Origin of the sequence: Paenibacillus sp. FSL L8-0435, assembly GCF_037965655.1 — a bacterium.
Lineage (GTDB): Bacteria > Bacillota > Bacilli > Paenibacillales > Paenibacillaceae > Paenibacillus.
This window is the reverse complement of sequence record NZ_CP150185.1, coordinates 5,610,069-5,623,412: the sequence shown is the minus strand read 5'-3', so window position 1 is coordinate 5,623,412 and position 13,344 is coordinate 5,610,069. Positions and strand designations below refer to the sequence as shown.

At 38.9% G+C, this 13,344-nt stretch carries 11 protein-coding genes and 1 pseudogene; 10 read left to right on the top strand and 2 right to left on the bottom strand.

The window, feature by feature from the left end; all coding sequences use genetic code 11:
- The first annotated feature begins 183 nt into the window (after window positions 1–183).
- From NST33_RS25015 to NST33_RS24995, 5 genes and pseudogenes are all read left to right on the top strand, one after another.
- A complete protein-coding gene (locus NST33_RS25015) occupies window positions 184–408 on the top strand; it encodes a helix-turn-helix transcriptional regulator (protein WP_017692532.1) in 225 nt (74 codons plus the stop codon).
- A 147-nt stretch (window positions 409–555) separates the two neighbouring features.
- Entirely contained in the window at window positions 556–918 is a 363-nt protein-coding gene (locus tag NST33_RS25010; RefSeq protein ID WP_221820916.1) for a hypothetical protein, read from the top strand.
- Between the two features lie 313 nt (window positions 919–1,231).
- Window positions 1,232–1,765 (top strand): hypothetical protein, encoded by a 534-nt coding sequence (locus NST33_RS25005; RefSeq protein ID WP_221820914.1) that lies wholly within the window; start codon window positions 1,232–1,234, stop codon window positions 1,763–1,765.
- An 88-nt stretch (window positions 1,766–1,853) separates the two neighbouring features.
- Window positions 1,854–3,581: a hypothetical protein gene (locus tag NST33_RS25000; protein ID WP_221820911.1), complete on the top strand. Its 1,728-nt coding sequence runs from the start codon at window positions 1,854–1,856 to the stop codon at window positions 3,579–3,581.
- Between the two features lie 57 nt (window positions 3,582–3,638).
- Window positions 3,639–3,731: pseudogene (locus tag NST33_RS24995) on the top strand (LuxR C-terminal-related transcriptional regulator); the annotation flags it as partial.
- A 202-nt stretch (window positions 3,732–3,933) separates the two neighbouring features.
- Here NST33_RS24995 and NST33_RS24990 read toward each other — a convergent pair.
- The gene (locus NST33_RS24990; RefSeq protein ID WP_221820909.1) at window positions 3,934–4,227 is read right to left on the bottom strand and encodes a hypothetical protein; all 294 of its coding nucleotides are present in this window, start codon (window positions 4,225–4,227) and stop codon (window positions 3,934–3,936) included.
- Between the two features lie 163 nt (window positions 4,228–4,390).
- Here NST33_RS24990 and NST33_RS24985 point away from each other — a divergent pair, with 163 nt between their 5' ends.
- Window positions 4,391–4,945, top strand: coding sequence for a DUF4303 domain-containing protein (locus NST33_RS24985; RefSeq protein WP_221820908.1), 555 nt, complete (start codon window positions 4,391–4,393; stop codon window positions 4,943–4,945).
- A 133-nt stretch (window positions 4,946–5,078) separates the two neighbouring features.
- Here NST33_RS24985 and NST33_RS24980 read toward each other — a convergent pair whose 3' ends face one another.
- Complete coding sequence (locus tag NST33_RS24980) at window positions 5,079–5,438, bottom strand: hypothetical protein (protein WP_221820906.1); 360 nt, start codon at window positions 5,436–5,438, stop codon at window positions 5,079–5,081.
- Between the two features lie 229 nt (window positions 5,439–5,667).
- Here NST33_RS24980 and NST33_RS24975 point away from each other — a divergent pair, with 229 nt between their 5' ends.
- The 4 genes from NST33_RS24975 (at window position 5,668) to NST33_RS24960 (ending at window position 13,337) form a co-directional block, all read left to right on the top strand.
- The gene (locus NST33_RS24975; protein WP_221820904.1) at window positions 5,668–6,531 is read left to right on the top strand and encodes a MurR/RpiR family transcriptional regulator; all 864 of its coding nucleotides are present in this window, start codon (window positions 5,668–5,670) and stop codon (window positions 6,529–6,531) included.
- A 4-nt stretch (window positions 6,532–6,535) separates the two neighbouring features.
- Window positions 6,536–7,264: a glucosamine-6-phosphate deaminase gene (nagB, locus tag NST33_RS24970; RefSeq protein ID WP_221820902.1), complete on the top strand. Its 729-nt coding sequence runs from the start codon at window positions 6,536–6,538 to the stop codon at window positions 7,262–7,264.
- A complete protein-coding gene (nagA, locus tag NST33_RS24965) occupies window positions 7,261–8,475 on the top strand; it encodes an N-acetylglucosamine-6-phosphate deacetylase (protein ID WP_221820900.1) in 1,215 nt (404 codons plus the stop codon). Before nagB ends, nagA begins: the two co-directional genes overlap by 4 nt.
- A 287-nt stretch (window positions 8,476–8,762) precedes the next feature.
- The gene (locus NST33_RS24960) at window positions 8,763–13,337 is read left to right on the top strand and encodes a hypothetical protein (RefSeq protein WP_339305497.1); all 4,575 of its coding nucleotides are present in this window, start codon (window positions 8,763–8,765) and stop codon (window positions 13,335–13,337) included.
- Window positions 13,338–13,344 lie beyond the last annotated feature (7 nt).

The following is a 13,344-nucleotide window of genomic DNA, read 5'->3' as shown; positions in this document are numbered from 1 at the left end:
TTTGTTTTACATGATCTATTACATATACAACTGCACAAGTTCTATTTGGACAATGAATCACATAATATCCTGCCCATTTTTCTTATAAAACTGAACCAACGCCCTTGACCTGACATAAGATGAGTTGACTGTATCCCCTTAACCTTGTTACACCAACACAACCCGAGCAAGGAGGGGTGAACATTGAAGGGTATCGATCATAAAAGCAAATTTTTGTTGACCCACCGTGAACGCGAAGTATTCGAATTACTGGTTCAAGACAAAACAACGCGTGACATCGCAGGGCAGTTATTCATCAGCGAGAAAACGGTGCGTAACCATATTTCGAATGTGATGCAGAAACTCAATGTTAAGGGTCGTTCGCAGGCAGTTGTCGAGCTGATTAAGCTTGGAGAACTGAAGATTTAGTTGCGAATTACAGTTAGGATTAAGTAGCAGCATGAAAGCCTTTCTCTATTCTTTGTGATAAAGAATGGGGCAAGGCTTTTTTGCTGTGGTTTATATGGCATTTGATAAGCCTGGAAAGACTAAGGAGAAGGATCGAGATATGATAAAATGGATAATCTTACAGATATCTTAATGTATCAAACTCAGGATGGGAATACCAAAATTGACGTTAAGCTGGAGAATGGAACGGTATGGATGAGTCAGAAAGCTATTGCTGAGTTGTTCCAGACAACCCCTCAGAATATCACTCTTCATATCAGAAACATTTATCAGGAAAGTGAGCTAGCATCTGAATCAACTTGTAAGGAATACTTACAAGTTCAAACTGAAGGCTCAAGAGAAATTAAACGTAAAGTCAAGCACTACAATCTGGAGTTATTGAAAAGTAAGAAGACAGACCGTGAAGGCAGAGAATACCGTTACATTTGGGTTGTCGTTGCAGGAGTTGGAAACAACAAGCAAAGAGCATGATGAATAACTTATAGTACGATACAGAAAGTTTGGTTTATCGCTTTAATGCACAGATGCCAATTAGTTTCTATTTCATTAGCAATGATCAAGCTTTTTACTGTGCATAAAAATAATAAATAAAAATAACAGTTGACCAAATGAACCAAGCCAAGAGTTATTTTCTTATGGAAGTCTAAAAATAAGAAACTTCTTTACTTAATCTTAGCTCTTAAACATGTGCAAGTAACAACTTGAGATTGAAAATGGAGGAAAATTAAGAGAAAATGTCGAAAGCATCATTTATACAAAAATTTCTACAGGAGGTAAAATTAAAATGAAACTAACTCAAGAAGATTTCTATTGTGGTGCTTTTCTCTCATATCTTCTTAACAATGGTATCGTACCAGCATTATTTGAAGACCGAGCAGCATTAAACAGAAAAGTATATGATTTTACCACTGATAAGGGTGACTTTCGTGTGTATGTTAAAAGTAGTGAAAATCCAGCAAGTAAAAGTGATATGAAAAACAGTTCCATATGGAATTTTCCATTCACAGATGCTCAAATAGATGAATTGAGAACACTTTATGTTACAAATAAGCAGCTGTACTTTGCCTTTGTATGCGGGCAATCTGAGTTGAAAAACAGTAAAATAGCAGTTATTCCCGCAGATATTGCATTACGGTGTATAGATATTCATAGGGAACGCAAGTATAAAACGCAAAGCATAAAAATTAAGTATGTAAAGGGTGAATGGGATTTTAGTGTTTATGGTACTGCAAGGGATGATAAATCAAATGGACAAGATACTTCCTTTAAGGTTAGAGTTAAAAATATCGACAAACTATTTTCTAGAGAATCTGCTTAGAAAAAGAATGGACGTTACTTAGTAGAATTATTCTTATTCTATTCAGGTGGTTTATATTGAAAATATATGGATAGAGGAGAAATTGAGTGTGGAGAAAAATCATTATAACATTGGATTTATGGGACCATCGACAATTGGGAAATCGCGATTAATAAGTGCATGTATTGCTAGTGAAGAACTTGCAAATTACATCCATCATGGTAACAAAATTGGGAAAACAAAAACAAATATTATATATCGAATAAACGCACATCAAGGAAACAGTTATTCATTGAAAGAAAAAGACTTTTTATCCACTTTTTTGAAAAAGAAAGAAATTGATGGAGAAATAAAATATATTTTCAATTTTATTGAGTTTCAAAACCATTTTAAATCGATTGCTGCAACAATTGGTTTTGATGGTATTTACTCTTTTAATCAGGAAATGGATAAAATTAGTGATTTAAAAGAGTGGGTAAGTAGATTTCAAATAGAAGTTAAGAAAGATATAATTTCTAATTTAGAAGAATCAGTTGGAAAAACAAATACAGATATACTCATAGATATTTGTAATAAATTTGAGAGTGATCTAAGTTATAATGATCTATTTGATTTATATATTGAACTAGATGGTTCTGATAAAATTAAGAAGGTCCTAGCTAAATATAATTTGGATTATTTGATTTTAATAGATACAAGAGGGGTATTTGATAATACCGATAAGCTAAAACGAACATTTACAGAAGATTACATACCTGATATTAATATTTTGATGTTTAATGAAAAGGGTATGACAGATCACTTATTTGAGCAAGTTTTTAAAGAAATAGGACCTATGTTTGGTAAATCATTTGAAATTTGTATCCGGACCGCAACACATGTAGGTGCAAAAAGTGCGACAGTTGAAAATTGTATTAACCCGAGTCAACATAAATCATTCTCAAGTAAATTTCAAACAATTTTGGAACAGTTAAATTCTAAGAATGTTCTTGAAGGTGAAACTCCGTTTAATATAAGATTACGTGAAAACATAGGTACAATTTTGCCTGAAATACCTATTAGAGAAGATAATGAGCTTACAGTTGAGGAAGATAAAAATAATAATGATAAATACGATGATATTATTTTTATGCTTTTTAACAAAGTGCTTGACTTGAAAAGTAAAGAGGAAGAATCAATTAAATATATTATTGAACAAAGTAAAAACCCTGATTATAAGAAAACATTAATTGATTCAGTTGTTTTAGGTAGAGATTTAAATCTCTTCAAAAAATATGGTGAAAGATGTTATAACGCTGTGTTAGGAGCAGGGGGTCACTTAACACCAAAGCCTCAAAGCGGTAAAATAACTAGTCATATTGAGAACTTGTTTTTTTACTCGAATTCCTCGGATTGGATAGAGAACGAATACATTTGTAATATTGTGACTTACGAAGCTGCTAACTTGATTGAAGATGCAATCACAGAGGTTCGGGAGAATAGAAATAATTTATCAGATATTAATCTATCTGAATATTTGTTTATACTAAAGAATGTGTTTTATGATACTTTGGGGTTATTGTCTAAGTGGGATGCTTATAATTTTTGGAGCAGTGGGGTTACGAAAAAACGAATACCTAGAATCTATTATGAAAATGCTTGTAAAGAAACGATTAAGTTTTCTGAACAAGGTACAATATATTATACGTATTTTAAAAATAAACAGTTTGATCTAGAACACGCATCAGCCTTATTAAACTGTATCATTGAATCTGTAAAGGATTTAATTAAAGACAAACTAAACATGAACAATGTAATCACTGAAATTGAAACAGATAAAGTACGTTTAGGAAGCTAAGGACTGATTGATATGATGAACACTGAAGTACAATAAGTATAAAACCGACGTACTTCAAACCACATCTCCAATGTGATGCAGAAACTCAATGTTAAGGGTCGTTCGCAGGCAGTTGTCGAGCTGATTAAGCTTGGAGAACTGAAGATTTAGTTGCGAATTGCAGTTAGGATGAAGTAACAGCATGAAAGCCTTTCTCTATTCTTTGTCATGAAGAATGGGGCAAGGCTTTTTTGTTGTTGATTTATAGTTTATTACATCAAATGATCTGCTGTTACGGGATTGAGTCACCTAACCATCTTGTACAAAAATAAGCCACGTAATGACAACCATCCAAAGGTTATCATGACATGGCTTATGTTGAGAATTGAACATTCATTAATTCAAAGTCAATTTTGCATGGGGCTCCTGAGAAAAATTCCTCTACTACCTCAACATCGTTTCTGCTCGTATGAAATACGTATAACTCGCGTGTCGGATGGAGCTTGTGCAATTCTTTATAACCGCTCCAGGCTTCTTGAGGATTATCATAATTTTGAATTACAGCGATATCCTCTAGTTGACGTACATGGTTGCTGGAGCTTGCCTTGATTGCTTCCACAAGTACAAAACGATCTGGGTGTAATTCAGTAATCTCTTCCCATTTCATCGGCATCACCTCGCTTGGATAGTCGTATTTTTATTATAGCATAGTTGTTTAAGAATGTAGGAAGTAAGCGCATTAATTGTAATTATGTGGTACCTTATAGTTATTGAGAGACTACATAGTACCAACCAATTAAATCTGCATTAATAATGAAAGGACGAACTGAATGGACCGTTTCTTAAATGAATTCGAAGAACACTTTAGAGCAGGATTTCTCCCCGATTTGGAACAAACGCTGACTAAGGTTCAGCATGAAAAAGTATATGCTTGTGCATTTGGAACGGACAGTGATTGGGTAACGCTGTTTATGGCGGTAAATACAGAAGAATCCCTGGCGAGGCATATTTCGAATATGAAAGAGCAAGGACTGTGTGATAGTGAGGAGGATGAGATCTATTACAGATGGGGCTGCTCCGAATATCAATATGGCGAGGATACACACTTTAACCACATCAGCCGATTGTTGTATGCAACAGAAGAGGTCCGGGAGTATAAAGATGAGATCATTCGAATCATCGCCAAAGTTGTGAATGAGACAACAGATGACGTTTTTGCCCGGTATGGACTATCCAAAGCAGACATTACGTTCTTCGTTTCTCTCACAGATGACGATCTGGCGGAGGAGATCGAAAATCAATCGGTTCATCAAATGACTGTTCCCAGCTTGGCCAGCAAGTTTTTAACACGATATGATGACATGAATAAGAACGAGTTAACTTGAGTTGAGATTTGAGTTAATTGCAAATTGAATGAAAACGAATTGAATTTTAATACCGCGGAAGTCGTTCCTTTTCTTTATCCAAAGAAGAGAAGAGGCTTTTTTTAGCGTGAAAAAATGAAATAACGAATTCCTATCACTTTATCACTTGTGGATTCCTATGCATTTGAAGGAACGTCCTCCATCTTTTTTTCGAAAATGGCTGATAAAAGAGCTGCTCCAATTCCTCGAACTGTGCTTCATTCAGATGGAGATGGAGCGCTCTTTTCGCTATTTTGGCGGCAGGCGTGGAAGAAGATTTCCGTCCTCCAGCTTTTCGTTTGATTGGAATATGAAATTGCAGCAGATCTTCGAGCTGATTCCAGCCTTCCCAACTGAGCCTACCTCCGCGTTTCCAGTCGATGGCATAGAGGGCATAATAAGCATGTGCTTCTGTTTGTTTGGTAGCAATAATCCAGATGGAAGGAATAAGCTTTTCCCGTTGTCTTCGATTCATCGAATGGCTCCTTCTTTGAACACGATCATATCTCGATTCTTAATATAAAGGATACCCACTATATGTATCAAGCAGGTTGAGTGTCTATACACGTTCAGCATAATTGCAAAAAGTCGTGTGAAATTCCTCTTGATTTGCAGGATCGTCTTCATTAAAATGAAGATATAAAAATAATTTTCTTGATTTATTTAAAATAAATAAAAATAATTTTCATGCAAGTGAGGTCCTTATGGCAGCTATATTACGTGCGTTGCAGCAAGAACTGAATAATCTTCCGTCTCAGGAGCGCCGTATTGCGGAAGTCATTATGCAATCTCCATCGGATATTCCCGGCTGGACGATTAGTCATCTGGCAGAGCAGAGTGGAACGAGTGCGGCGACGGTTACCCGCTTTTGCAAGTCGTTTCATTTCAAAGGTTTTCCCGATTTCAAAATGAAGCTCGCGGCAGAATTGTCCCACGCTTCAGAGGAAACGGCGTATCAGGATATTGTCGCGGGCAACCCGCTCTCCAAAATTGTCGAAGCTATTGAAGCCAATCACCTCGCGTCTATTGCAGATACGACCCGTTTGCTGGATCTGGGCAGATTGGAGCACGCAGTGCAATTATTGTGCCAGGCTCGCCGCATTGATCTGTACGGTGTGGCTACCTCGTCGATTGTTACACAGGATTTCTATCAGAAATTGGTGCGGATTGGAAAAAATTGTACTGCTTTCTCAGACTCCCATATGCAGATTACATCCGCATCTTCGCTCGCCGAGGGAGATGTGGCGATGGCCGTATCCTATTCAGGCGAAACACCCGAAACCATCGATGCTCTGCATTGTGCCAAACAGGCCGGAGCTTCTACGATTTCACTGACTTCCTATGGCAGTAACACGCTCGCAACGGAATCCGACATTCCACTGTTCACCTCTTCTCTGGAGGAAGGCATGAGACGTGGAGATATGGCTTCACGCATTGCACTGCTGCATGTAGTCGATATTTTGTTCACAGGCATGGTAAGTGCCGACTTCGACCGTTTTATCCCCAGATTGGAACAATCCTATCACAACGTGCAGTCCTATCGCGTACAACACAACGGAGGTGCTTAAACAGATGAATATACGTATTTTTGAAAATGAAGAAGATTTGAATGCCACGGGTGCAGGAGTCATCGCCAGTTTATTGCAGACCAAACCACGTGCAGTCCTCGGACTTGCAACGGGAAGTTCGCCTGTAGGCATATATAAACAGCTTATAACGTTGTATCAAAAGGGACTGGTCAGCTTCTCGCAGGCTTCTTCATTCAATCTGGATGAGTATGTAGGGCTTCCAACAGAGCATCGCGAAAGTTACCGCAGTTTTATGAACGAACAATTATTCCATCATATTGATATGGATCTGGCCAGAACGCATGTGCCTGATGGTCAGGCTGCCGATCTGGAACAGGAATGTAAATCCTATGAACAGCGGCTGGACGATCGTGGACCGGTAGACTTACAACTATTGGGCATTGGACATAATGGTCATATTGGTTTCAATGAACCGGGAACTGAATTAACTGGACGCACACATGTTGTGGACCTGAAAGAAGAAACGCGAAAAGCAAATGCACGTTTCTTCGATAGCATCGATGAGGTTCCGGCTCAGGCGATCACGATGGGCGTCGGTACCATTTTGAAAGCCAAACAGATTCTGCTCATTGCCCGTGGCGAGGAAAAAGCCGAGATTATTCGCGAGGCGTTTATGGGTCCAATCACAACGGCCTGTCCTGCATCACTTTTGCAATGTCATCCGAATGTGGTGGTATTGCTGGATCGTGCCGCTGGGAGGCTGGTGAGATGATCGGAACGAATAGCCGTGAACCTGTGAGCCAGCATGATGAAAATATTTCGCTTCTCCGAGGCAGACTGCTCCTTGCAGATGAGATATTGGAAGACGGTTTATTAGCCTGGAGGGATGGCAAAATCCTCTATGCTGGAGTACCAGAAGGTCTGCCCGAACAGATTCGGAGAGAGGCAGTGTCTATACCTGTACCGGAACGCGGCCTCATTGTGCCTGGATTCATCGATATCCATGTGCATGGTGGGAACGGAGAAGACTTTATGGATGCAAGCCCGGAGGTGCTGGACAAGATCACATCTTTTCATAGTACGCAGGGCACGACAGCGATGCTTGCGACTTCGATGACGGCTCCGAAAGAGAGACTGGATAACGTACTTGCTGAGGTTAACCGCTACCGTTCTGTTGACATGCCATATGCACAGCTTGAGGGTGTGCACCTGGAAGGTCCCTTTTTCAGTCCGAAATGGCCTGGTGCGCAAAATCCGGAACATATCATGCTGCCTGATGTATCCTGGCTTGAAGCATGGGAAAAGCAATATCCGGGCCTAATCCGTCAAGTTACGTTGGCACCGGAACGTGAGGGAGCACTGGAAGTCATCTCATGGCTGCGGGAACAGCGGATTACAGCGGCACTCGGCCACACCGATGCGACCTATGAAGAAGTGGAGCGGGCAGTGGAAGCCGGACTGCATCATGCGGTACATACGTTCAATGCCATGACACCGCTGCATCACCGGTTACCCGGGGCTACGGGAGCCGTGCTGAGTGATCCACGCATCAGTGCCGAGGTGATTGCCGATGGTATTCACGTACACCCTGCGGCGATCTCGATCCTCGCTCAGTTGAAGCAACATGACCATCAGCTCGTGTTGATCACAGATGCCATGTCTGCTGCGGGATTGGATAATGGGGAGTACAAAATCGGCGATCTACCCGTCATCGTCAAGCATGGCGAAGCCAGACTGAAGGACGGCGGCGCACTGGCGGGAAGTACACTGACGATGATTCGCGGTTTCCGTTACCTGGTGCAGGAAGTGGGCTTGAGTCTGAACGCTGCATCACGCGCAGCAAGTCTGACCCCGGCACGACTGCTGGGTATTGATCACCGGACAGGTTCCCTGGCTCAAGGAAAGCAGGCAGATATTATTTTGCTGAATGCGGAGCTGGATATTGAAGGTGTGTGGGTGAAGGGCAGACGGATTAGTGAGTAAGCTAATTTGTTTAAGATGTGAGGAATAAGGAAAAGATAATTTTTTAGTGTTAGAATAATATTTGTTGTTAGGCTTAAATTTTTCCATTGGACGTGTACTCATGCTAAGATGTTAAAAGCTCATGGTGCTTTATTTTGTATGAATGTTTGTTATCTACGAACTTTCATTATAAATGAATGCGTACATGGGCTATTTATAATTTCAGCATTGTTTCCCACATAGTATAATCAAATTATGTAGAGACTGTATTAGGAATAAACAGTAGAAATTTTATGGGGGAAATCTATATGGCTATCGCTGAATCGGGAGGTCCAACAACCCAATCTGGAATTTTGTATCAAAATGGAATAGCTGCTTTGTACATTGGGAAAATGCTTGATTCAAGACGGGGTAAAACGTCTAAAAAAATTGTCGAAGTTAGAGTAGAAGCTCCTGAACATGTGGATGATATTGTTATTACCTATGCGAATGGTACAAAGAGATATATTCAAGTAAAAGAGTCAGTAAAGAAGAGTAATAAAATAGATAGCCCTTGGGGTAAGATGTGGACTGATTTTGAAGCCCAATTTAATAGTAGTTCTTTTTCAAAAGGAAGAGACAAATTAATTCTATACTGTGGTTTACACAAGGATGAGATTGTTTTAACTCAGCATCTGGCTAAACGAGCATGCTCATGCAAAAGCTTTGAGGAGTGGCAAGGTAGACTTAACGGAGCAGATGTAGCATTACTTGACCACTTGAGAGCCTTTCTGTCAACTGAATTAAACAATAACAACGACCTCTTACTTCTGTTCTTTTCGAGTATAGATGTAAGCATTTACACTAGAGAGGTTGTAGAAGCCGATTTAATATTGCTTCGGATGCCAGAGTCTAACCATACGGCTTCTGTATTGTTCTCACTCTTACGAGACAGAGTGGGAGATGTTGCTCGAATTCGCGGTACACACACATCTGAAAACCTGAAGGATTGGCTTGGAGAAAACAATATTTTAATATCAGAACCAGTGTCTCATGCAGAGTTACGTTCTTCCATTTATTCATGTAGTTCTATTTTGAGATATCAAAAAAACACGTTAGGGAAAACGGGTATAACTGTTTCGAGGGAGATTCACAAAGATATTTCTGAATGGCTTCTTAAAACAACTGATGAGAATCCTCTCGGGGTTCTTCTGGATCTGGCCGGTACTGGAAAAAGCGTACTCCTTCAAGAAATCCTTATGGAAATGCAAAATCAAGAAGTAAATGTTCTCGCAATTAAAGCAGACCAGCAGCTCTCAGGTGTAAAAAGTATGGAAGATATACAGACCAAGCTTGATCTCCCTTTTCGTGTAGAACGGCTTGTAAGTAATCTATCGGTCAGTAAACCATTTGTTGTGTTGATAGACCAAATTGATGCCCTTTCTTTGTCCATTGCTCATGATCAGCAGGCATTAAATATGACGTTAGACCTAATTTCAAGATTGCGTTCGATTCCAAACGTACGAATTCTCATTAGTTGTCGAAAATTCGATTTTGAGAGTGATCCTAGATTGAAAAATATAGAGAATAACAAAGTATTCTCTATTGGAGAATTTTCCGAAAATGAGGTCAAGGTAGCTCTCGGCAAAGTAGGTTTAGAGTACACTTTATTGCTGCCTTCAACCCAAAAGTTGTTAAAGATCCCGTTACATTTAAATCTTTTTCTTATGGCCTATGAAACTGTAGAAGATAAATTAGTACTACAAGATAGAGGCTTGTCAAGTCTTCAAGAGCTGTATCAGCTATTGTGGGAACAGGTTATTATGAAGCAACAATCTGATTCACCACGTTCTTGGGAGCGAGAACAAGTTCTAACTCATATGGCACAATATATGGATCGTGAACAGAAGATTACTATGCCCAAATCTTTTTTCACTCAGAGGGAGACAAATGAGTTGGAAGGCGCTCTCAACTGGTTGCTAAGTGAAGGCATAATATTTAGCGAAGGAAACCTACTTAGTTTTTTTCATCAAACTTTCTTTGATTACTGCTATGCAAGAGATTTTAATCAGCAGGGTTGTTCGTTGGTGGACACTTTAATAGCATCCCCTCAAGGCTTGTTTCAGCGCCCTCAGTTGGTACAAGTGTTATCGTACCTACGAGGACAGCAGAACCAACGCCCTTACCTTTTACAACTTAACGAGCTTCTGAAGACTGATAATTTACGCTATCATCTAAAAAATCATTTGTATCGATGGTTTGCAAGTATTTCTAATCCAACGGAACAGGAATGGAGATTACTCAAGCGAATGTCTGTTGATTTGAGCATACGCTCCCAATTATTACAATTTTCATATGGAAACCCAGGATGGTTTGATTATTGGAGGGTCGACGTACTATCGGAGTTATTGGATAGTAATGAAGAAGATAAAGAAATTGAAGCCTTCCATTATCTATGTTCGATGGTGAACATAAGACAAGAAGAGGTCATGAAGTTTCTACATCCTTATTATACAAAGTGTCAGCATTTGGAGAAGATTGTTTGTGATATTATCCTACAAATTCGCGTATGGAAGAGTCCTGAAGCTGTGAAATTTTTGGAAACTGTAATCATGAAAAAGATAGAGCTGGATAACAATTATTCATACTTTGGTTGGGAGGAACTTGTACATTATGATCCAAAAGCAGTATGCCGGATTATTCGCAATTTTATGTTTGGGGCTTTAGAAGCTTATAAAAAGAAGAGACACGAACGTAAGCAAGCGCAGAGTTCCACTCATGAGTTCAGTTTTATTTCTCTAAAGGGAGAAATGAACAAACTGGTTTCAACGACACTTGAGGAGGCTTTTCAAGTTGTAGTGAATAAGGAGGCGTTATATTTTTTAGACAGCTTCATTCCTTGGCTTAATGAAGCGGTTAAAGTAGATTACTATGATCGTCCGGTATTCAATGAAACTTTCATTTCAGATTCACTATTTAGGCATTGGTATGATAGGGTTTTAGTCGAATTCGATAGTGTACTGCAGGATGTATGTGTAAAAGCGTTATTAAAAGTAGCACATGATGCGCCTCAAGCATTTATTGAAAGAATCGAATCCTTGTCCGAAATGCCTTATGAATCAATACAGTTTTTAGTTGCTCATATATTGCGTCAAGTACCAGGTCAATATCTAGCTCTTTCACTGCAATTTCTGTTAGGTGATCCTCGTAGGTTAAGCATTGGTCATGAGGATTTTGAGAGTAGACATTTAATTATAGCTATAGTTCCGTATTTAAAAGAATCTGAGTGTCGAGCTTTAGAGAATTTTATATTAACCAGATTGCCTATAATAAAGGAATGGAAACGAGATGGATATCGGTTTCATGATCGTAGCCAATTGGGATTACTGGAGGCTATGTCTTGGGAGAAACTTAGTTCTAAAGGTAAAAAACGATTTCAGGAACTGGGAAGGAAATTTCCTGATTACTCTATAAACGATAACCCTCGTCGAATGAGAAGTGGAGCAATAGGTTCTCCAATTAACAGAGAGTCGGCTCGGAAAATGACTGACCTACAATGGATGAGAGCAATGTCTAAATATCAAGGAAAGGTTAGACACTCGGAATGGTTAAAAGGTGGGGCAGGGTCCTTGTCATCAGTGCTACAAGAGTTTGTGAAAGAGGAACCTCAGCGATTTTTTGAATTATTTAATTTGATAGAAATTGATCTTGACCAGCACTATGTAATTGCCTTCATAAATGGTTTTGCAGAATCAAGTAGTTCCTCTAACTTGTTATTTCAAGCAATTGTTCGTTTTGAAGATCATAATGATAGAAATGTACAACGCACCATTGCATGGGCTGTCCAAAAACACACAAATCAAAATGTGCCGAGTTTAACCATAAAACTGATGAACAAATATTTGTATGATGAGACATTAACAGAAACTGAATATATTAAAAAACCTTCATCAGCATATCTTAATACAGTTCGAGGTTCTGCAATGTATGCTTTAATGAAGATTTACAAAGATCAGGAATGTGAGAAGTGGGGTATCCTTAATTATGCAGCTCGTAGTAGCGATATATCTTTAAGGGCTGGTGCTATTGAAGAATTACCCTATATGATTCGTTATGATCGTGAGCGTACAATAGATTTATTTGAGCAAACTGTTGATGGATACACTCAATTATATCAGATGTCAGATACACACGAATTCGTTTACTGGGCAATGGGAAAACCGTTTGAACGTTTGATTCCGTTTCTGAATGGATTCCTAGTTGAAGAGAATGAGGATAGCCAACAACGAGGAGCGGAACTCGTTGCTTTATCTTATATTTCAAATGATTTGTTCGAGAGTCAATTGATTAATAAACAAATGGAAAAATTATTGAAACAAGTAATCGTTGGGAATGTTGCTCACCGTCGAGGGGTTGCTAGGATATTTTCTTATAATGTACTAGATGATTCACCAGATGAGTTTCTTATAAATGGGTTATACAAGTTTATGAATGATGAAGACGAAGAGGTACGTCGTCAGGCAACTTTTTTCTTGTATGACATTAAGAAGAAAAATCGAAATCTTAGTAAAACTCTTCGTGATTTGATTTTGGTCTTGGTTCAATCAAAATCCGTGACTCACATCGGATATCAATTGGGTAAAATTATATGGGAGAGTGCACTTGATTATCCAGAGTGGGCATTGACCGTCATTAAAAAGTTGTTAATGAATGAACATGTTCGAAATAAAGAGGAAAGAGGAATTATGAATATTAAAGACTTGGTGTATGCAGTTTTAAATATTTATACTGATCCATTATCTGATGAAGAACTTCAGAATCGAGCAATGGATACTTTCGATAATTTAATGGAGTTGTATTCCATGCAAGCTCAATCTGTTCTAGCTGAGTGGGATCGTCACTAGAGCGTTG